At 58.2% G+C, this 20,165-nt stretch carries 21 protein-coding genes; 9 read left to right on the top strand and 12 right to left on the bottom strand.

From position 1 onward, the window contains the following. Nucleotides 1-80 precede the first annotated feature (80 nt). The 3 genes from QQF73_RS16400 to QQF73_RS16390 all read right to left on the bottom strand — a co-directional run bounded on the left by QQF73_RS16400 (nt 81) and on the right by QQF73_RS16390 (nt 6,231). Nucleotides 81-1,463, bottom strand: coding sequence for a sodium-dependent transporter (locus QQF73_RS16400; protein ID WP_285368856.1), 1,383 nt, complete (start codon nt 1,461-1,463; stop codon nt 81-83). Between the two features lie 72 nt (nt 1,464-1,535). Beyond that, the gene (locus QQF73_RS16395; protein WP_219868416.1) at nt 1,536-2,717 is read right to left on the bottom strand and encodes an amino acid aminotransferase; all 1,182 of its coding nucleotides are present in this window, start codon (nt 2,715-2,717) and stop codon (nt 1,536-1,538) included. Then, nucleotides 2,710-6,231: an indolepyruvate ferredoxin oxidoreductase family protein gene (locus QQF73_RS16390; RefSeq protein WP_285368855.1), complete on the bottom strand. Its 3,522-nt coding sequence runs from the start codon at nt 6,229-6,231 to the stop codon at nt 2,710-2,712. The genes QQF73_RS16395 and QQF73_RS16390 overlap by 8 nt, the downstream gene beginning before the upstream one ends. 157 nt (nt 6,232-6,388) lie before the next feature. On the opposite strand from QQF73_RS16390, the gene QQF73_RS16385 reads away from it, so the two are divergent. Then, complete coding sequence (locus tag QQF73_RS16385) at nt 6,389-6,868, top strand: Lrp/AsnC family transcriptional regulator (RefSeq protein WP_219868414.1); 480 nt, start codon at nt 6,389-6,391, stop codon at nt 6,866-6,868. A 77-nt stretch (nt 6,869-6,945) separates the two neighbouring features. Here the strand turns inward: QQF73_RS16385 and QQF73_RS16380 are convergent, their stop codons facing one another. After that, on the bottom strand, nt 6,946-7,152 hold the full coding sequence (locus tag QQF73_RS16380; RefSeq protein ID WP_036130097.1) for a cold-shock protein: 207 nt from the start codon (nt 7,150-7,152) through the stop codon (nt 6,946-6,948). 276 nt (nt 7,153-7,428) lie between these two features. Here QQF73_RS16380 and QQF73_RS16375 point away from each other — a divergent pair, with 276 nt between their 5' ends. From QQF73_RS16375 to QQF73_RS16365, 3 genes are all read left to right on the top strand, one after another. Further along, complete coding sequence (locus QQF73_RS16375; RefSeq protein ID WP_285368854.1) at nt 7,429-7,752, top strand: antibiotic biosynthesis monooxygenase family protein; 324 nt, start codon at nt 7,429-7,431, stop codon at nt 7,750-7,752. Nucleotides 7,753-7,870: 118 nt separating this feature from the next. Continuing rightward, the gene (locus QQF73_RS16370; protein WP_219868412.1) at nt 7,871-9,838 is read left to right on the top strand and encodes a hypothetical protein; all 1,968 of its coding nucleotides are present in this window, start codon (nt 7,871-7,873) and stop codon (nt 9,836-9,838) included. A gap of 78 nt (nt 9,839-9,916) precedes the next feature. Beyond that, nucleotides 9,917-10,999: a mechanosensitive ion channel family protein gene (locus QQF73_RS16365; protein WP_285368853.1), complete on the top strand. Its 1,083-nt coding sequence runs from the start codon at nt 9,917-9,919 to the stop codon at nt 10,997-10,999. On the opposite strand, the gene QQF73_RS16360 is transcribed toward QQF73_RS16365, so the two are convergent. Beyond that, nucleotides 10,982-11,854 (bottom strand): pirin family protein, encoded by an 873-nt coding sequence (locus QQF73_RS16360; RefSeq protein WP_228743572.1) that lies wholly within the window; start codon nt 11,852-11,854, stop codon nt 10,982-10,984. The genes QQF73_RS16365 and QQF73_RS16360 overlap by 18 nt on opposite strands. A gap of 204 nt (nt 11,855-12,058) precedes the next feature. Between QQF73_RS16360 and QQF73_RS16355 the strand changes: the two genes are divergently transcribed. Together QQF73_RS16355 and QQF73_RS16350 are read left to right on the top strand one after the other, a co-directional pair. Then, entirely contained in the window at nt 12,059-12,913 is an 855-nt protein-coding gene (locus QQF73_RS16355; RefSeq protein ID WP_219868409.1) for a crotonase/enoyl-CoA hydratase family protein, read from the top strand. Then, nucleotides 12,913-13,512: a CPBP family intramembrane glutamic endopeptidase gene (locus QQF73_RS16350; RefSeq protein WP_219868408.1), complete on the top strand. Its 600-nt coding sequence runs from the start codon at nt 12,913-12,915 to the stop codon at nt 13,510-13,512. The genes QQF73_RS16355 and QQF73_RS16350 overlap by 1 nt, the downstream gene beginning before the upstream one ends. Here QQF73_RS16350 and QQF73_RS16345 read toward each other — a convergent pair. The 4 genes from QQF73_RS16345 to QQF73_RS16330 are packed head-to-tail and all read right to left on the bottom strand — an operon-like array spanning nt 13,509 to nt 15,791. After that, nucleotides 13,509-13,922 (bottom strand): DUF2721 domain-containing protein, encoded by a 414-nt coding sequence (locus QQF73_RS16345; protein WP_219868407.1) that lies wholly within the window; start codon nt 13,920-13,922, stop codon nt 13,509-13,511. The two genes, QQF73_RS16350 and QQF73_RS16345, sit on opposite strands and share 4 nt — an antisense overlap. 37 nt (nt 13,923-13,959) lie before the next feature. Then, nucleotides 13,960-14,313 carry a gamma-glutamylcyclotransferase family protein gene (locus QQF73_RS16340; RefSeq protein ID WP_219868406.1) on the bottom strand — a complete coding sequence of 118 codons (354 nt, stop codon included), beginning with the start codon at nt 14,311-14,313 and terminating at the stop codon, nt 13,960-13,962. A 19-nt stretch (nt 14,314-14,332) separates the two neighbouring features. Continuing rightward, entirely contained in the window at nt 14,333-14,902 is a 570-nt protein-coding gene (locus QQF73_RS16335; RefSeq protein ID WP_219868405.1) for an NnrU family protein, read from the bottom strand. Nucleotides 14,903-14,915: 13 nt separating this feature from the next. Then, nucleotides 14,916-15,791 (bottom strand): LysR family transcriptional regulator ArgP, encoded by an 876-nt coding sequence (locus QQF73_RS16330; protein ID WP_219868404.1) that lies wholly within the window; start codon nt 15,789-15,791, stop codon nt 14,916-14,918. An 88-nt stretch (nt 15,792-15,879) separates the two neighbouring features. Here QQF73_RS16330 and QQF73_RS16325 point away from each other — a divergent pair, with 88 nt between their 5' ends. Further along, nucleotides 15,880-16,485: a LysE/ArgO family amino acid transporter gene (locus QQF73_RS16325; protein ID WP_219868403.1), complete on the top strand. Its 606-nt coding sequence runs from the start codon at nt 15,880-15,882 to the stop codon at nt 16,483-16,485. A 375-nt stretch (nt 16,486-16,860) separates the two neighbouring features. Here the strand turns inward: QQF73_RS16325 and QQF73_RS16320 are convergent, their stop codons facing one another. Beyond that, entirely contained in the window at nt 16,861-17,358 is a 498-nt protein-coding gene (locus QQF73_RS16320; RefSeq protein WP_219868402.1) for a C40 family peptidase, read from the bottom strand. 100 nt (nt 17,359-17,458) lie between these two features. Continuing rightward, on the bottom strand, nt 17,459-18,127 hold the full coding sequence (locus tag QQF73_RS16315; protein WP_219868401.1) for an SOS response-associated peptidase: 669 nt from the start codon (nt 18,125-18,127) through the stop codon (nt 17,459-17,461). A gap of 57 nt (nt 18,128-18,184) precedes the next feature. Between QQF73_RS16315 and arfB the strand changes: the two genes are divergently transcribed. Beyond that, a complete protein-coding gene (arfB, locus tag QQF73_RS16310; protein WP_219868400.1) occupies nt 18,185-18,598 on the top strand; it encodes an alternative ribosome rescue aminoacyl-tRNA hydrolase ArfB in 414 nt (137 codons plus the stop codon). Here the strand turns inward: arfB and QQF73_RS16305 are convergent. Continuing rightward, the gene (locus QQF73_RS16305; RefSeq protein ID WP_219868399.1) at nt 18,589-19,665 is read right to left on the bottom strand and encodes an alpha/beta hydrolase; all 1,077 of its coding nucleotides are present in this window, start codon (nt 19,663-19,665) and stop codon (nt 18,589-18,591) included. The genes arfB and QQF73_RS16305 overlap by 10 nt on opposite strands. Nucleotides 19,666-19,774: 109 nt before the next feature. Here QQF73_RS16305 and QQF73_RS16300 point away from each other — a divergent pair, with 109 nt between their 5' ends. Next, the gene (locus QQF73_RS16300; protein WP_219868398.1) at nt 19,775-20,092 is read left to right on the top strand and encodes a putative signal transducing protein; all 318 of its coding nucleotides are present in this window, start codon (nt 19,775-19,777) and stop codon (nt 20,090-20,092) included. Nucleotides 20,093-20,165: the final 73 nt, after the last annotated feature.

Here is a 20,165-nt window from a genome sequence, read left to right as displayed (position 1 = left end):
GTCCTTGATTTAAGCGTGGCAGTGATCCGGGGATTTTGCCAAAAAGAGAGCGCTATGTTTGATGTCAGGCAATAACCGGATCAGACCAGGTTATACAGAAACACGATGCCGATGCCCGCTGGTGTTACGAATCGAAGCACAAACATGAAGGCCCTGAAGCTACCACCTTTCAGGCCTATGTCGGAAGCCAGGCCCTCCCGTTTCATGGCCCAGCCGGCAAACAGTGCAATGGCCAGACCGCCCAGGGGCATCATCAGGTTCGATACGAGGAAATCGAGCAGATCGAACACCGTCTTGCCTTCGAGGAAGCTGATAAAACCGAGCGGATGCACATCGCTCCAGATGTTGAAAGACAATACCGTGCCAATGCCGATAAACCAGATAGCAAAGCCGCCGCCAATGGCACTCTTCACCCGGCTGATGCCTTTGTGTTCTTCCAGCCATTCCACCACCGGTTCCAGCATGGAGATGGCGGACGTGATGGCCGCTACCAGAAGCAAGGCAAAAAAGACGGTGCCAAAGAGCGCTCCGCCGCTCATTTGGCCGAAGGCCAGGGGCAGGGTAACGAAGATCAGGCCGGGGCCGGCGCCGGGCTCGAGGTTGTTGGCAAACACCAGCGGGAAGATTGCCAGACCGGCCAGAAGGGCGACACCGGTGTCCAGTACGGCGATGGTCATGGCGGTTCTGGCGATATTCACGCTTTTCGGCAGGTAGGAGCCGTAGGCCATCAGAACGCCGATGCCGATACTGAGTGTGAAGGCAGCGTGGCCAAGGGCGGTGAGCACGCCGGCGGTCGTGAGTTTGCTGAAGTCGGGTGAGAACATGAAACTGACGGCTTGGCCGAAGCTGCCGCTTGTCATGGCGTAGAACACCATGGCGATCAGCAACACGAACAGCAGGGGCATCAGCAGGTTGACGGCTTTTTCAAGGCCGGAGCGGATACCGCGGCTGACGATGAACACCACGATAGCCATGAACACGGAGTGCCAGAGCAGCAGTTCCCACGGGTTGGCCAGCAGGTTGCCAAATTGCCCGCCGATGGCCTCTGCATCAGCACCGGTGAACAGGCCGAGTGCGGCCTTGCCGATGTACACCAGGGCCCAGCCACCGATCACTGCGTAAAAGGAGAGCACCAGAAAGGAAGCGATAACCCCGTTCCAGCCGATGGCCTGCCAGCCCCGGGAGGTGCCCTCGGTCCGGGTCAGGGTCCGCATGGTTGCGACAGGGCTTTGCCCGCCCTTGCGGCCGATCATGGTTTCAGCCACGAGAACGGGCACACCAATGAGAAAGATGCACGCCAGGTAAATCAGCACAAAGGCACCACCGCCATTTTCGCCGGTGATGTAGGGGAATTTCCAGATATTGCCGAGCCCTACGGCAGAACCAGCGGCCGCCAGAGTGAAGGCGAGCTTTGAAGACCAGAGGTTGTTGGCCTGCTGGTGGGGTTGAGTATTCTGACTCATTGGCTTCTCCGAATAGTTGTTTTTGTCGGATCGTTTTTCAGGTTTAGTCGGTTGTTCCTGTGCGCCGGACTGTCACAGGATGTTGCGTATGGCTTTGGCGACGCCTGGAAGGACCCGGTCGTTCAGTCCTGCTACGTTGACCCGGCTGCTTTCCAGCAGGTAGATGCCGTTCTCTTCCCGCAACCGGCGAACCTGCTCCGGGGTAATGCCCAGAAACGAGAACATGCCTCTTTGCCGGGCAATAAAGCCGAAGTCACCGGCCGGGGCCAGGGCGTCCGCGAAAGCGTGGCGAAGGTGCAGAATGCGTTTGCACATGCCATCCAGCTCGTCCTGCCACAGCTTGCGTAATCCCTCGTCTCCCAGAATGGTTTCCACAATCGCGGCACCGTGGGCCGGGGGCATGGAATAGTGGGAGCGAATAACGCTCAGTAGCTGGCTGGTCGCCGCCGCGTTGATCGTCGCCGTAGCGGAGATCAGCATCAGGGCGCCGGTGCGCTCCCGGTACAGGCCAAAGTTCTTGGAGCAGGAGGCTGCAACCAGCATTTCCGGTACCTGGCTGGCCAGATGGCGAAGGCCGGCAGCGTCCTGATCAAGCCCGTCACCCAGCCCCTGATACGCCATATCCACAAAGGGCAGGAGGCCCTTGCGCTGGATCAGAGTGGTAACGGCCTGCCACTGGTCCAAGGTCAGGTCTGCCCCGGAGGGGTTATGGCAGCAGCCGTGGAGAAGCACCACGTCGCCTGCACGCGCACCCTCCAGGGCTTCCAGCATGGCGTTGAAGTCTACCTGCAACGTGTTCTGGTTAAGGTAGGGATATTCGCGAATGGTCAGGCCGGCGCCACCGAGCAGCGGAAGGTGGTTGGCCCAGGTTGGGGTGCTGACCCAGACCGTGGTGTCTGGCTGGCATAGCCGCAGGAACTCTGCCGCCATGCGGAGGGCGCCACAGCCGCCCGGGGTCTGGACCACGGAGGTGCGGCCGTCCCGGATCAGTGAGCTTTCGTTACCGAGGATCAGGCGGGCCATCGCGTCATTAAAGCCCTGGGACCCGGCCGGTCCCACGTAACTCTTGGTGGTCTCTCCCTCAAGCAGGCGCCGTTCGGCTTCGTGTACAGCGGCCATGATCGGGGTGGCCCCGGCGTCGTTCTTGTAGACGCCGATGCCCAGGTCCACCTTGTCCGGGCGAGGGTCGTCCCGGAAAGTTTGCATCAGTTGCAGAATCGGATCCTGCGGTAGGGGCTTGAGAGCCTCAAACATGGTCTGCCTCCTTATCACCGGCCTGTTGGGTGCGAATCAGTGTCGGTCGACCCGTATCCAGTGCCTTGATCAGTTGCGACTGTTTCTCCTGAATGGCCTCGGCTGCCTGCTCGCGAACCGGGCCGTAACCACGGACATCTGAGGGCAATTCTGCCAGTTGCAGGAAGGTGTCGTAGTTGCTGGCGTCCAGTTCACGGGTCAGGCGCGTAATAAGTTGCTGGTAGTTGTCCAGCAGGGTTCGGTCCAGCTTCCGGTCGGCGGAGTATCGGAACGGGTCGAGTGCCGTGCCACGAAGTCCCCGCAATTTGGCAAGAAGCTTGAAGGCCCGGAACATCCAGGGGCCAAACTGGCGCTTCTTCGGCCGCCCCTGGGCATCGGTTCCCCGGTTCATGACCGGTGGCGCGAGGTGAAAGTGGACCTTGAAGTCCCCTTCAAACGTGTCGTTCACTTCCTTCATAAAGTCGGTTTCCGCGAACAGGCGGGCCACTTCGTATTCGTCCTTGTAGGCCATGAAGCGGTAAAGCTGTTGGGCGATGGTTTGGGTCAGCAGCAGGTTGGTCTGGCCAAGACTTTCCTCCGCCTTACGCACCTGATCCACCAGATCGGAATAGCGGTCCGCCCAGCGTTTGTTTTGATACTTGACCAAGTGCTGGTGACGGGTTTCGATCAGCTGGTCCAGGGTCGGCTCCGGTTGAACGTCGACGACCTGCGTCTTATCGGCGTCCAGTAGATCGGCAATGGCGCCCGGGGTGACCGCAGCAACCCGACCCCAGCCGAAGGCTTCCTTGTTTCGCTCGATGGCCACGCCGTTCAATTCAATCGCCTTCATCAGCGCCGCCTGGGACAGGGGCAGCAAGCCCTTCTGCCATGCGAAGCCCAGCATCATGACGTTGGAGAACACGGTGTCGCCCATCAGTTTCTCGGCAATGCCGTTGGCATCCAGGCGGGAGAAATGATCGTCGCCTACCGCGTCGCGAATCAGGTCCAGGCGTTTGTCGGCCTGCATGTCGGCATCGCGGTAGAGCACATAATCCGCCGTGGGTAGTTCGGCTTCATTGGCCACCACTCGGGTGTGGTTCGGGCGCAGTACACTCAGGGCTTTCTGGGAAGAGGCCACCACCAGATCGCAGGCGATGACAGCGTCAGCCTGGCCATTACTGATACGAACCTGATGAAGCTTGTCCGGGGACGGTGCCATCCGCACATAGCTGAGTACGGTGCCGCCTTTTTGGGCAAAGCCCATAAAGTCCAGCACTGAAGCACCACGGGACTCCAGGTGCGCAGCCATGGTGATGAGCTGGCCCACGGTGACTACGCCGGTGCCGCCAACGCCGCCAACCAGCAGGTCGTAGGAGCCGGTCATTGCGGGCACGTCAGGCTCCGGAATGTCGGCCAGTTTGCGGGTCAGCACTGAACCGGTGTCCATGCCCCGGGATTTGCGAAGCTGGCCGCCCTCAATGGTGACAAAGCTGGGGCAGAAACCGTTAACGCAGGAAAAGTCCTTGTTGCACGAAGACTGGTCGATCTTGCGCTTCCGGCCCAGCTCGGTCTTGCGGGGCACTACTGACAGGCAGTTGGACTGTACAGAGCAGTCGCCACAGCCTTCGCAGACATGGTGGTTAATAAAGGCGCGCTTAGCCGGATCCGGGAATTGCTTGCGTTTGCGACGACGACGCTTCTCAGCCGCGCAGGTCTGATCGTAAATCAGGACGGTGCAGCCGGTAATCTCCCGCAACTCCCTCTGGACGTTATCCAGCTCGGTGCGGTCGTGGAAGGTGACGCCCGTCGGGAATTGGTCCTCATGCCCCTCGTACTTCTCCGGCTCATCGCTCAGCACCACGACCCGGCGGACGCCTTCGGAGGCAACTTGCTGGGCGATCATGGGCACGGTGATCTGGCCGTCCACGGGCTGGCCACCGGTCATGGCGACCGCGTCGTTGAACAGAATCTTGTAGGTGATGTTGATACCGGCTGCCACGGCCTGGCGAATGGCCATGGAGCCCGAGTGGAAATAAGTCCCTTCGCCCAGGTTCTGGAATACGTGAGGGTTGCCGGTGTAGCGACTCTTGCCAATCCAGTTGACCCCTTCACCACCCATCTGGATAAGGGATTCGGTGTTGCGCCCCATCCAGGACGCCATAAAGTGGCAGCCAATGCCGGCCAGTGCCTTGCTGCCTTCTGGCACTTTGGTGGAGGTGTTGTGGGGGCAGCCGGAACAGAAATAGGGCAGGCGTCTGACGCCGCCCGGATCCTGTGCGTTGGTCATGGTATTGATGATTTCCAGCTGCGCACTGAAGTCAGTACCGAAGAACCTGCCCAGACGCGCGGCCAGGAAGCCTGCAACCAGCTTCGGGCTGAGCTCACCCACATACGGAATCAACGGTCGGCCCAATTCGTCCTGTTTCCCGGTAATCAGAACCTCACCGGGCCGGTCCGGTTCAGACATGTATTCCTTGATCTGGCTTTCGATGATGCCGCGTTTCTCTTCGATCACCAGCACTTCTTCCTTGCCGTGAACGAAATTCAGAATGCCGCGCCGCTCCAGTGGCCAGACCATGCCGATCTTGTAGATATCCAGGCCCATTTCCCGGGCACCGTCTTCGCTGATACCGAGAAGGTCCAGGGCTTCCAGCAAATCCAGATGACCCTTGCCCGTGGTGACAATACCGAAACGCGCCTTTGGGTTGTTGTACAGGCAGCGGTCGATGGGGTTGGCTCGGGCAAACGCCTGGACGGCGGCCAGTTTGTGCTCGATCCGCGTTTCCAGCTGGGGGCCGGGCAGGTCCGGCCAGCGGTAATGCAGGCCACCCTCCGGAGCGGTGAAGTCGTCCGGAGTTACAAATTCCGGCAGGGGCGGGAGATCAACCGACGCGGCGCTTTCCACCGTCTCGGATATGGCCTTGAACCCAACCCAACAGCCGCTGTAACGGGACAGGGCATAGCCCCAGAGGCCAAACTCCAGGTACTCCGCGATGTTGGCCGGATTAATCGTGGGCATGAAAAAGCTCATGAACGCCACATCGGACTGGTGGGGCATGGAGGAGGACACGCACCCGTGGTCATCGCCGGCGACTACGAGAACCCCGCCATGAGGGGAACTGCCATAAGTGGTGCCATGCTTTAGGGCATCACCGGCACGGTCTACGCCGGGGCCTTTGCCATACCAGAGGCCGAATACGCCATCCACCTGTTTGTCGTCATCGGTTTCCACTTGCTGGGTGCCCAGCATGATGGTTGCCGCCAGGTCTTCGTTGATCGCCGGTACGAAGTCGATGCTGTTGTCGTCCAGCAGTGTCTTCGCCTGCCACAGTGCCTGGTCATAAGCGCCGAGGGGCGAGCCCCGATAGCCGCTGACCATACCGGCGGTGTTCAGGCCCTGTTTGCGATCCAGAGCGGCCTGCATCAGGGGGATGCGGACCAGTGCCTGTGTTCCGGTCAGAAATACCCGGCCAGATGCCCGCAGGTAGCGGTCTTCAAGTTTGTAATTGTCGAGTTCGGGGGTATCGGCGGACATGGTGCCCTCCTTTTTGTCGATTTTATGAACAAAATTTTAGAGGGAAGTCGACAAAAGGTGCTTGCTTATTGGAGGTTGCATGAGAGGGTTTGCGAAAGAATCTTTGATGAATGACAATAATATCGAAGAATATTTGATAAAAATTGGGTGTTACTGAATGAAACAGGTTGAGCTGGATAAATTGGACCGACGAATCCTCTCGGTTATGCAACACGATGGGCGAATCAGTAACCAGTTGCTGGCAGAGCAGGTCGGCTTATCTCCGGCGGCCTGTTGGCGGCGGGTACGGACCCTTGAAGAATCCGGTGTGATTCAGGGTTACAGTGCGCGGGTGGACCCGGAGCGGATAGGGCAGGGGTTGTGTGTACTGGTCAATCTCTCTCTCCAGAGGCACAACATTGATAGCACGGGGGAGATCGAGCAACAGGTGAGCAGCTATCCCGAGGTGTTGCAGTGTTTCGCGGTGACCGGGAATGCGGATTTCGTGTTGCGTGTCATTGTTCCGGATATGGCCAGCTACGACCGCTTCCTGAACGAAAAGATCTTCACCCTGAAAGGCATTGCCCAGGTTAACTCGAACTTTGCGTTGCGGGAAATAAAGAACACGGAAACGATTCCGGTGGATGTGCAGCCTTAGGCCAGACGGGGGGGGCAGAAACAAAAAAAGGCAGCCGAAGCTGCCTTTTTCGCGGTTATTGCTTAATCCGTTAAGGATTACAGAGCAACAACGTTCTCCGCCTGAGGACCCTTCTGGCCCTGAGTCACGGTGAACTCGACTTCTTGACCTTCGGCCAGAGTCTTGAAACCACCGCCTTGAATGGCGCTGTAGTGAACGAATACGTCCGGACCGCCTTCACGAGTGATAAAACCAAAACCTTTTGCTTCGTTGAAGAACTTAACGTTGCCGGTAACTGTAGACATAATAACTTTCCTGAATTCAATCTTTAATGTGCCGCCAGACTATCATCGTGATATCTGATCGACGTTGTGCGGGAAACAAAAAACTGGCGGGATCAAAAACAGGACGTACAACTTATTACAGCTTAAATGCGTCTTATTGATGAAATGCTTTGCTAAATCTTTCCAACGGCGTCCACTGTACCCCACAACCATGCAGATGCAAAGGGATTTCTTATAAGCACAAACCCGTGGCAACCTCAGATTCAATGTGTTGCCACGTGAATGAGGGAGGAGCCTATGAAGTTTATCTTCGAAGTCAAAGTGAAAGAGGGCCACACCGCAGAGGAGTACGCCGATGCCTGGGTGAGGGCAAGCAGGCTGATACAGCAGGCGCCCGGTGCCCGAGGCACGGAGCTGCATCGCAAGATTGGTGACCCGGATACCCTGATCGCCATTGCCAGTTGGGACAGCAAGGAGGCCCGGGACGCCATGGAATCCAAACACAATCCCAGGGTGGCGGAGATTATCCGAAGTGCCGCTCCGTTTGTGGAGATTACGCCACTTGGGGAATTCGAAGATCCGGAATGGGTGGTGATGCCGCCGGGGAGCACTGACCAATAGTCATTACTCTGATCAGGCGTTTGTTCTGACGACATGTTTGTAGCCGGCGGTGTGTCACGAAAAAGCCGGTTACATCCCGTTACAATGAGCCCTCAAAATGACAAATGGGGACTCTGTTGTGGCTGTAAAGGGAATTTCGATTGGTTTGCTGTTCGCTTTTATTCTGGTCGGTTGTGGTGGTAGTGGTGACGGCGGCGGTAATGCAGAAAATGGAAAGTCCACGGAGGCCCCGGTTCAAACCGATGAAAGCGAGGCAAGCACGGGTTACTTTGTTGATTCCCCCGTAAAAGGCCTGGCCTACCGCACGGAAAGCCAGGAAGGTCTCTCTGGCCCGTTAGGCCAGTTTAGTTACCTTCCCGGCGAAACAATTACCTTCAGCATCGGCGCGACCGAACTTGGATCGAGTGAAGCGGTCGGCTTCATGATGCCCGGAAATCTGGATGAAGACGCAGGATGGGACGGCACCCGTGCCATTAACATTGCGCGTTTGTTGATTACCCTGGATGCCGACCAGAACCCTCGCAACGGTATTGTCATCGACGAGAAGGCACACGAAGCATTCGGGGATCTGGGATTTGACCTGTCCAGGCCTGCCTCAGAATTCGGCGAATCACGTGTCCTGCTTGAAGCATTGGCGAATGTAGGTCGAGTTGGCCTGGTCAGCGAACTGTATGCCCGTAACCACCTCATATCCACCTATTCGCAGCTACCAGAAGAGGTGTCGGAAGCGGATATCGTCGCGCTGATCGATACGGGCCCTAATTACGCTGGGCGGCAATCGCCAATGACGCCAACCCCAGATAACCTTCGCAAAGCGGCAAAAGTTTTCTGGGCTGATCCAGCCACCCCGGCCCCCAATCTTCACTGGATGTTCGAGTGGGTAAATCCCAATCTGCTGCTTGATATTGCCGAGCGACGCCTGCAAGGCCTGGCACAGGCGCCGGGCATTCGGGTTGTCGGAGGCGTCGAAGGCAATGAAGATGTAGTGACCAATGCCAGCCTTATCGTCACCTTTGACGGTTTTGAACTGAATGGTTGGCAATACCATGGTTCGATCGGCGCGGATATTGTCCAAAGCAACTCGGACTCGGGCCAGGCGTCAGCAAGCGCCGGTGTCGTCATAGAGTTGGGGCCTGACGTCGACACCACTGACCTGATTCCTGAAAAACCGGATTTCTATGAATACCGGCTATTTTTCTACGATCTTCGGGTAACTGGCAGCGAAGGGTACTTTGGACTTCATGGCTGGCAAAATGTCGTTCATTCTGGGGTGAATGATTACCTGGTTAAACGATTATGGACGATGGACACGACACTTCGTGAGGTGAACTCGGAGCGGTTTGTTCGAATCGTCGCGGATCTCCCGGTTGAATACACCGAAGTTTCGAGCGACGTAGAGGAAACGGTAAGAGTGGAGTCCTTACTTTCGGGAAGCGTTTACGTAACGGACTGGGAATTGGGTGCTTACCGGATGGCAGGAGTATTCTATTCTAATGGTCCCGAAGGCATTAATGATTTTGCCAGCGTGGAGTTCTATAACGATGATGTAACTTTGGTTGGCCAGCTAAATTCTATCGCCCTGCCGGACTACGCCGATCTGGAGCAGCGAGTAAGAGCTGAGGTCGTGTCTGAGCAGGATGGCAGTGTAACCAATGTCGGAGTTTTTAAGAATGAAACCCCTTTGTTGGGCGAACCTGTCGATGACGCTCTTCCGCTCTGGATAAACGCCCCCCTGGAGTATTTGATCGTCAAGGACGGTCTGGACGGTGCTCAGCCAGTTCGCGTCGATCTCTATTCTCCACCTATGGCCATGGATCCCGATGGCGACCCGGTTATGAACTTGGAATTGGCCTGGATTGTTGGTGGTCAGGAAATGCCGGTAGAAGTGGCCGATGGAGTCGTATCGTTGCCCATCCGTTTAGACTTGCCCCTTGAATATCGATCAGAAAATACAGCGGTTTGTTTCCGAAACCGAACAACATTTTCCGATGTAACTCTGGTGAGAACCTTCGGTATCGACCTGAGCAAAGAAGCAAACTCAATACACTCTGTGCCAGTTGAGGACTCTCCCTGCGAGAGCCTCTAGGGAGTGCCGGAAACTGTCTTCTGTTCCAGATTGCCTGCTATCTTTAGACACAATCACTTAGGGTAGTCGGAGCAGGGCATGTTGGAATCTCTTGAGGCGGGCACGAGTTCTTGGTTGTATCCGGGCCTGACGGCCCTCGTGTCCGTCGCTCTGACTTACGCTGTTTTCCGTCTGGTTCTCGGCATAATCCGGCGGCTCACGCGCCGTAAGGCGGTCCCCCGCCTCTTCCTTGATGCATCAGCCAGGGCTTTGGGCATCTTTATCTGTTTGATGGTGCTCAATGGTGTCCTTGAGGCTGCCCCTTCCAGACTTCCGTTTCTGGCCGAATTGCAGCACACAGCAACGCTGTTGCTGATTATCACCGGTACCTGGACGCTGGTGCGATGTACCTCGGCCCTCGGCGATGTCATCGTCACACTGAACCCGGTTCTCGAGGGTGAATGGAAACGGGCCCGGAAAGTGGAAACCCAAACCCGCTTCCTGGTCCGTGGCCTGAATATTCTCATTGTGATCCTCGGTCTCGGTGCAGCCCTGATGACTTTCGATTCGGTTCGCCATGTCGGTGGCAGCCTGCTGGCGTCGGCAGGTGTTGGTGGCATCATTCTGGGTTTTGCCGCCAGGCCGGTGTTGGGGAACCTGCTGGCTGGAATGCAGATTGCGCTGACCCAGCCGTTCCGAATCGATGATGTGTTGTACGTGCAGGGTGAGTGGTGCTGGGTGGAAGAGGTGACGGCCACCTATGTGGTGTTGCGGGTCTGGGATTTAAGGCGCCTGATCGTGCCCCTGCAGTGGTTCATCGAGAATCCGTTCCAGAACTGGTCCAGGAACAACTCCGATCTGCTCGGCACCGTGTTCATCCGGCTCGATTACGGCATGCCGATTGTTCCGCTACGGGAGGAGTTTGCCCGGCTGTTGCGGGAGGCACCGCAATGGGATGGCAAGGTGGAAACGGTACAGGTGACTGACTCCGACGACCGGACGATCCAGGTACGCTTCCTGATGAGTGCCCCGGATTCCAGTAAGGCCTGGGATCTGAGGTGTGCTATACGCGAGGGCCTGGTTACCTTCCTCCAGGAGAACTACCCGGAGTATCTCCCGCGGATCCGCGCCCGCTTGGTGGACGGCGAAGAGCTTTTGGCGGCCTCACCGTCGCCACGGTGACGGCGGCCCCTGGAGCCGCTCACCCGGCCACTCGGGAATATTGCCAAACCGGAGGCTTTCGGTGTCCCAGTCCTGCTCGGCCTCGACTATTTCCTCTTTGTGATAACCCACGTAGTTCCACCACATGATCACCTCCTTCTCCAGAGGTTCCCCGCCGATGAGGAGCAGGCGGGTTGCCGGATCACAGGTTACGGCCAGCGTTGTCTGGCCCTCTTCCAGGTAGGCAAGTTCGTCCGCCTCGAACCGCTCGCCGTTAATTTCACAGGCTCCGGTCAGTGGCAGGATGCCGTATTCAAATTCGGGATTCAGTTCCAGTGCCAGGGTCTGGCGCAACTCGCAGTCAATATCCAGGCCAACCAGAGGCGAGTAGTGCAGGGTGTCGGCCTGACGTTTCTCGTACTGACCGGTCAGCAGTGTCCAGGTTGCTCCCTGATTCTGCCAGCAGGGCAGAGCGGGATAATGATCAAATCGCGGTGGCGTATTGCGGTCGGCCTCAGGCAGGGCAATCCACAACTGGGCGGCGTGCAGCGTCCGGTCACCGAACAGTGATTCCTCGGTGTGACTGATCCCCTGGCCCGCGGTCATCAGATTGACTTCGCCCCGTCGGACCGGCTGGGCAGTGCCAAGGCTGTCCCGGTGCAGAAGCTCGCCCTGAATCATCCAGGTGAACGTTTGCAGCCCGATATGAGGATGTGGGCCGACACGCAGGCCCGGATCGGCTTCATCGAAGGTTACCGGGCCGATGTGATCAAGAAAGCACCAGGCGCCGATCTGGCGACGGCCCCGAGTCGGAAGATTTCGGGCCACGGGTATGCCGCCCACTTCTCCCGTTCGTGCCTGAAAGCGCTGTGTCATATTTTTTCGCCTCTTACAGTGAATCTTCAGCATGGTATTGCCCGAATCAAACAGCAAGCTGGTTGGCAGAGGCAATCGGGCTGAACGTATCAGAATTTACCTGCCCCGGGTTGTCGGCATATGGTTAGCTGGGTAATGATGTTGTGTTGCTGGCCAGGCTAGTGCTTTCTGGCCCAAAAACAAAACCTATGGAGGAGTCCTGTCTTGTCTGATCTTGCCACTTACGAAAGCTTCAACGTTGAAGTGAAAGATTTCATCGCCCACGTTCAGTTCAGCCGCCCGGACGTGCTGAACACCATGAACAAGGCTTTCTGGCTGGAACTGCCGAAATGCATGCAGGACATTGAGGCCAATACCGATGCCCGGGTGATCGTTATTTCCAGTACCGGCAAGCACTTCTCTGCAGGTATGGATCTGGGGGTTTTCAGCGATCCGAAAGCCGTGCCCATGACTGGTGATCCGGGCCGTATGGCGGAAAACCTCCGCCGCGTTGTCCTGCAGCTCCAGGACACCCTGACCTCCCTTGAAAAGGTTCGTCTGCCGGTACTCGCCGCCATTCACGGTGGCTGCATCGGCGGCGCCCTGGATCTGGTGTGTGCCGCCGACAGCCGTTACTGCACCGAGGACGCCTACTTCACCATCAAGGAGACCGAGCTCGGCATGACGGCAGACGTCGGCACCCTGCAACGGCTGCCAAAGCTAATGCCGGAGGGTGTGGTCCGGGAACTGGCCTACACCGGTCGGAAGTTTTCGGCTCGGGAAGCCCAGAACCTTGGCTTTGTTAACGCTCTTTACCCGGACCAGGATTCGCTGCTGGAAGCCGTTATGGAAATCGCCAGCCAGATCAGTGCCAATTCCCCGTTGGCGGTCACCGGTTGCAAGGAAATGCTCAACTACAGCCGTGATCACTCCGTCGAAGACAGCCTTCGCTACATGGCGACCTGGCAGGCAGGCATGTTCCGGCCGGGTGACATGATGAAAACTTTCCAGGCCAAGGCCCAGAAACAGGTTCCGGAGTACGGTGACCTGCTCCCGGTAAAAGGCCTGTTCGAGTCCTGATGGCTGTCGGGCGCTCCCGTTCCGGAATCTCCGCGCTCAGCGCCCTGCTATTTCAGGGTGGTATAGGTGTGGTGGGGCTGGTTGCCATACTGGTCTTTGGTATCCCGGTTCAGAATAGCGGGCTGTCCTGGCTGCAGAGTGTTACCTGGGGTTGTCTGGGTGCTGTCGGTACCTATGGGGTGCTGATTGCGCTCACCCGCATACCGGGTCTGTTCCCGGACAATCTCGAACGCCAGATGAAAAATCTTCACGATTTTGCCGCCAGTTTTGGTGGGGCGATTCTGGTGGTGTTGTCCGTCATTGCCGGGGTCGGTGAGGAGTTGCTATTCCGGGGAGCGGTGCAGGGCTGGCTCACTGGCAGCCTGGGCGAAACGACCGCGATTGCAGTCGCCTCATTGCTCTTTGGTCTGGTGCACTACATTTCCTTCACCTATTTTCTCGTTGCGACAGGGCTCGGATTGCTGCTGGGCACCGCCTACGCCCTGTCCGACAGCCTTTCCATGGTTATGATCTGGCACGCGGTGTACGACATGGTCGCGCTGTTCTGTCTGCTGCGTTTCCCACACTGGTTTGGCGTTTCGCCGCGACAGCACCCTTAATTGGTATCCTCCTGCGGAGCGCTCTTGCGCGCTTCAAAGCTGGACAGCTCGACGTTGATGGCGTTGGTGGATATCTGTATCTCGTAGAGGGAGTAAAGCAGAGATAGGGACAGCAGAACCAGGCTGATGCCAAAGGCCACAATGCCCGGCATCTCCGCGCCCAGGAACAGCAGGAACATCGACATGGTGCACAGGAAAAAACTCAGGACGCCATAGGCCTGCATGCGCTTGGTCAGCACGATGCGTTTGCGGAGCATGTTGATCTGACGGGCAATCAGCGCGTGATCTTCCTCCGTGTCCATCTGTTTCAGTTGACGAATGAGCTGGGCAAGAACCAGGAAGCGATTGGTGTAGGCCAGCAGTAACAATGAAATCGCCGGGAACAGCAGGGCAGGCGTTGTCAGGTCCAAAATCGGGTCCTTGTCAGTGCGAATGGGCGGGCGCTGGTTACCACACGCCCGAGGTTATGCGCCGGTGGGATGCAACCGGCCTGTTGTAAATATAGACCCACGCAGAGCCATGATGTGTTGCCATGCGCTTGCGCAGGTACAGGCTCTCTTCCGGTGCTGCCGGGAAATAGTCCTCGAGAACGTCCAGATCCGCGAGGATACGGTCGTTAATGGCGTACACCTCAACCACTACGCCGTCCGAGGGCCTGATCACCGCGCCGGGGTAGGGGCCAAGGTCATACAACGTCAACCCGGTCAAAGCATCCTCGCCAAGAAAGGTTGCCTCCCGAAGCAGACCGCTGTTGGAGCAGCCACGCTTCAGGGTCCCGTAAACCGCTACCAGGTGTTTCACCGTGTCCCACCTATTCCTATCAGGTGGGGGATACGCCGATCAGCCACTGGTGGGCCCAGACGACGGTGACCACATAAACCGCAAGCCCGCCGATGACAGCGATCAGGTCATTGGCTTTCCCCGCGGGCAGGGCAGGGATCGCTCGCTGGGTTCTTCGCTTCATGGAGATGCGGTCAACAACGGCCCAGGCCAGGAATGCCCCGAACAGAATCACATCGTGCAGCATTCCATTGGCCAGCAGGTGTGCCAAGGCCCACAGTTTGACTGCAACCAGCATCGGGTGTTTGAGCGTGGCCTTGATGCGGCCAGGAAAATAGGTGGCAAACAGAAGAGGAAACACCGGCACCAGCAACAGCATGGCCAGGTGTCGCAACCAGCCTGGCGGCGTGTACAGAACGGTGGGGTCCAGTCGGGCCGCGCCGTAGCCGATCACAATCAGAACCAGCCCGATCAGGGCGACGATCGAATAGAGTCCCTTGAACGGCCATTCGCCCAGAGAGGCCTGCAAGCGGTTCCGCAGCGGCTCATTGACGATGGAAAGCGAGTGAATACCCAAAAACAGAACCAGGCCGGCAATCAGTGTGGCCATTCTCAGAGCTCCTTTAATACGTAAATGGTTTGGCGGCTGTCAGCGTATCGGTCAGTCGATCCATGATTCCGCCACTGTGACGCCAAAAATGCCAGTATAGTTGTACCTGCAAGGACTTACCGGGCGCAATGCTGACCAGTGTACCTGCGTCCAACTCCCTGCGCGCCTGCATCTCGGGAATCATGCCGTAGCCCATTCCCGCCAATGCCAGCTTCACAAACCCCTCCGACGACGGGCAAAGGTGGTGCGGGACGCTGCCGTGGAAACCGCACTGTGCCAGAAAACGATGCTGGAGCTGGTCATTGGGCCCAAACACGATGGCTGGCGCTGTCTCCAGGCTCTGTTCGTTAAAGCCATCACCGAAATGCCGCCGGACGTAAGCCGGTGTGGCCAGAGGTAGGTAAGCCATACTGCCGAGCGGCACACTGCGCGCGCCGGCGACTGGTTGCGGGCTGCTGCACAGGCAGGCGGCCACATCGCCTTCGCGCATGCGACGCAGTCCAATGTCCTGATCCTCGATCACCAGGTCCAGTAGCAAGGCCTCGTCACTGCAAAACGCTCCTATTGCCCCGGCCCACCAGGTGGCCAGGGTGTCGGCGTTCAGGGCAATTCGCAGCCGGGCAGACGGTTCCGAAATGGCGGGGATGGAGCGGGCGAGGTCGCGCTCCAGTAGCTGAACCTGTTGCACATGGTTCAGCAGCCGCTGGCCCGCCGGCGTCGCCTTCAGGGCGGGACTGCGAACCAGTACGGGTTGGCCGAGACGAATCTCGAGCGTCCGTATTCGCTGGGACACGGCGGATTGAGTGAGGCCGAGCGCGGCGCCGGCGCGTTCGAACCCGCCGCATTCGATAACGGTTGCCAGGGCTTCCAGCAGCTTGTAATCAATCATTAGAAAATCTTATGCAGCATTACGAGTATGAATTTCAAGTATAGCCGGGAACCGTTATTCTTGCGCCATCAACTGAGGAGTTCATGCTGTGCTGGAAAGTTATCTGACAGGATTGGTGGTCTGCGGTGGCATCATCGTGGCAATCGGTGCCCAGAATGCCTACATTCTGAGCCAGGCGATCCGCCGTGAGCACCATTGGTGGTCCGCCGGCATCTGCATGATCGCGGACGTGTCCCTGTTTACCCTGGGGATGTTCGGTGTCAGCGCCGCCCTGATGGCCATGCCACAGGCACTGGAAATTCTGCGCTGGCTGGGAGTCGTTTTTCTCGGCTGGCTGGCGGTCCAGGCTTTCTACCGGGCCGGTCGGGGGCGGTTGGCCCTGGAAGCCGGCGAAATCACCCGGCGCAGCCTCAAAGGTGTGCTCTTCACTACCCTGGCGGTAACGCTGCTGAACCCTCAGGTTTACCTGGATACGCTCCTGCTGATTCCCGCGGTGGGCGCCCAGCAGGAAAGCACCACCACGTTTCTGGCCGGGGCCAGCAGTGCCTCGATTCTGTGGTTCACGCTGGTGGCGTGGGGTGGCTCCGCGCTGGCGCCGGTTCTTTCGCGCCCCATGGCCTGGCGCATTATCGACGGCGTGATCGGTCTGATGATGGCCGCCATCGCCTTGCAGCTTGCCTTCGGCGGACTGTGATCGGACCGGTATCGGATTTCTGGAAAATCAAACGACCGTATGAATTTTGATTGCATCCTTGGGTGCGCTTGTTGAAGATAGGCTGCTATGTAAAGCCGAATTCACTGCAGGGGCGTACTCATGAACAGAAAAATCCGCCAGTGGTTTGCGAGCGCCGGGGCGTTGCGGCGCAGGTTGACCACCTTCGGGCCCTACCTGGGTGCTGGCGTCAAAGTGGCTCATATCGCCGACGATTTCAGTACCGCGACGGTCGAAATGCGCCAGCACTGGTTCAACACCAACTACGTGGGTACCCACTGCGGCGGGTCGCTCTACAGCATGGTGGACCCCCTCTACATGCTTACGTGCGCGAGAAACGCTAGGGCGATTCCCGGTCTAGTCAAATCGCCGTGCCTCGGTATACCGGTCTTTCCAGTAATAACCGTCGAGTTTTGACTGGGTGACACCGACGGACGTGGAAGCGTGGATAAAGCGGTCATCGCCCATGTAAATGCCGGCATGCTGTTCCTTGCCGCGGATTCGGAAAAACACCAGATCGCCCGGTTGGACCGCATCCGGCGCAACGACTTTGCCGTACCGGAGCATCTGTGAGGTCGTACGGGGTAATTGCTGCCCAAGCCCTTCCCGGTATGCGGTGAGGATAAAACCGGAGCAATCGAATCCGTCGGCCGAGGTGCCACCATATTCATAGGGTGCCCCCGCATAGCGTTCGTAGACCTGCCAGAGCCTATGGGCTTTGTCCGATGACGGAACCGGCTCAACTCGCTTAAGCCCCGCGTCGGTTCCGGTTTGCAGGTTCTGGTTGCTGGCACAGCCGCCGAGCGCAAAGGCGAGAATCACCAGCACAAGTGATTGTCTAAGCGTGACTGCCATTCCGTAACTCCGGGAAAAGGTTTACGACAAACCTTATTACCGAACGGTCCGGATGTCAGGTTACGGTTTATTGTCATTGGGTGAACCCACAGCCGCGGCGTCACACTGGGTTGATCAGGTCCGGTTCATTGTGGCGAGGATTGTTGACGTCGCTGGAGACCGGGAACGCCTCCAGCTGTTCCACCGGCAGACGGTGGGTGACAGAGCGAATGTCATCCCGATCGGTCAATGAGGAATCCAGCCAGCCTTTGAAACAGGCTGGGTCAAGCACGACCGGCTGGCGGTCGTGGATGTGCCTGAACACATCGCTGGCCGGTTCGGTGATGATGGCGCAGGCGGTGGTGTCGTCGCCCTCTCTGGGCGTCCAGATGCCCGCAAAGAAGATGGCAGGGGTCTGCCGTGGATTGGCGGGGGTCAGGTAGTGTGGCTCCTTTCCCCGCTCGGTTTGCTTCCATTCGTACCAGCCGTTGGCCGGGATCAGGCAGCGGTGATGGGCGAAGGCTTCCCGGAAATACCGGGACGTAGCCACGGTTTCAGCACGGGCGTTGATCGGTGCTGGCGCCTTGTCACCCGCCCAAACAGGGCGGAAGCCCCAGTGCGAATGCGACAGTATGAGCGTGCCGTTCATGCTGGTGCGAATCATCGGAATGCCCACCCCCGGAGGGATGTTGTAATCGGGGTCGAAGTGCCCGTCGACTTCAAGCCCCTCCGGGAAGAAGTGATTGATCAGGGTTTCCGGTGGTGTATAGAAAGTGAATCTTCCGCACATGTCTCAGGTTACCGGGTTTTCGAGGCCTGGGGCCTCCGGATTTGTTACCCTTACTGAATGCTGAAACTATCCAATGCTGTTGAACTCGCCGACTGGGAGATCGAGCTTACCCAGATCCGGGCTCAGGGAGCCGGCGGCCAGAACGTAAATAAGGTCGCCTCAGCCGTTCACCTGAGATTCGATATCCTGCACTCGAGCCTGCCTCCGTTCTACAAGGAGCGACTGATGGCGCTGAATGATCAGCGGATCAGCAAGGACGGTATCCTTGTTATCAAAGCACAATCCTTCCGGACTTTGGAGCTGAACAAGGAAGACGCCCTGAAGCGGCTGAAGGACCTGATACTGGAAGCGGTCAAACCGCGAAAAGCCCGCCGGCCCACCAAACCCTCCCGATCCGCTCAACGCAAGCGGGTTGACCGTAAAACCAAGAAGGGCAAGACCAAGGCTCTGCGCGGCAAGGTTCAGGTCTGAGTCGTTTGCGGCTGAGCGCTGCCCGATTCGACCCTGTGCAAAAATTCTTTGATATCTTCGAAGGCTTCTTCCGCTTCCGGTAGCAGTGACACGAAAATGTGCCAAACATGGACCATGCCGGCCCAGGTGTGCAGCTCCACGGGCGACCCCTCGGCCTGGGCCTTGGCGGTATACCTGCGGGCGTTATCGAGCAGCATTTCGGTATCGCTGGCGTGAATCAGGGTGGGTGGCAAATTGCGCAGATCACCCCGGACCGGCGACGCCACGGCGCTTGCGGGTGACACCCGGAATGCAGCAAGGGTGGCCCACCAGATCACCGGCAACGGAATTTTTGACAGCCCCCCGAATGCGGGCCCGAGCAGCGGATCTGTGCGGATGTTTTCGCGATTGCTGGGCGCCGTCAGGGTCAGGTCGGTCGACGGCGACAGGGCTACGGCCGCATCGGCCTGACGAAGTCCGTTGTCCCGGATCCACGCCAGCAATCCGAGGGTGTGGCTGCCGCCCGCCGAGTCACCCGCGACCACTACGAAAGAAGCCTCCCCGGGGCCATCCGGCCCGTGCTTCAACAACCAGGCATAGGCCTTACGGCAATCCCGGACTCCGTCCATGTAGCGGTTCTCAGGCATCAACCGGTAGTCCACCGCAAAAACCGCGGCGTTGGCCAGGTGGGAAAATCGGTCCGTAATTCCCCGATGGCTTCTTGGGCTGCCAGCCGCCCATGCGCCACCGTGGATGTAAAAGACCCGTCGACGGGTGTCGACGCCCGGAGCAATCACCCATTCGCCCCGGGGGCTGTCGTTGGCACGAAATTCGGAATCAAGGCTCAGCCCGTCGCTCAGACCATCCATATGTTTCCGCAGGGCAGTCAGGCGCGCCTTGCCCCTGAGCCCGCGGGAGCTTTGTCCGAGTTCCCTAATACGGCCGAGGACTTCCTGGTGAGCATCGCTCGGAGGGCCCTCCCGGACCGGGTGCTCGTGGCTGTCGAGGTGAGACAGGTCCTCAACCCGGAACAGCACCAGGGTGACGACAATAATCAGTGCAACGATAGCCAGAAGAATCCAGAGCATGGGGCGTCCGTATCAAATTGGCCCCGGACATGGGGGCGAACTATGCTTGAAATAATACCCGTTGATCGCGGCGGGTTCTGCCCTCAAAGATCACAGAAGGAGCAGGGCGATGCAAATAGCCTATCGGGCCCGGGACATCACCGAGGCACACATTGTAGCGGGATATCTCAATGCCCACGGTCTTGACGCCCATGTGGGCGGACACTACCTGCAAGGTGCCATGGGCGAAATCGGTGCCGCCGGTTTCAGCAATGTCCACGTGGAGGACGAGGACCTGTACCGGGCCAGAGAACTGGTTCAGGAATACGAGGCCGGTGGTAACACTGCCGTTGCGTCCGATAAGGGTGATGACAAACCCGATTTCTACGCTCGGTGGTTTTTGCTCGCCCTCGCCATCATCGGGGTGTTGCTGATCAATATCGACTGATTGTTGGGGCATCACTTGTCTCGGGGTTAGTGATCCATTGATCGACGGCACCCAAAGCGTCGTAACACACTTC

The organism is Marinobacter albus, from assembly GCF_030238305.1.
Classification (GTDB): domain Bacteria; phylum Pseudomonadota; class Gammaproteobacteria; order Pseudomonadales; family Oleiphilaceae; genus Marinobacter; species Marinobacter albus.
The sequence above is the reverse complement of the archived record's forward strand: the minus strand, read 5'-3'. Positions and strand labels throughout refer to the sequence as shown.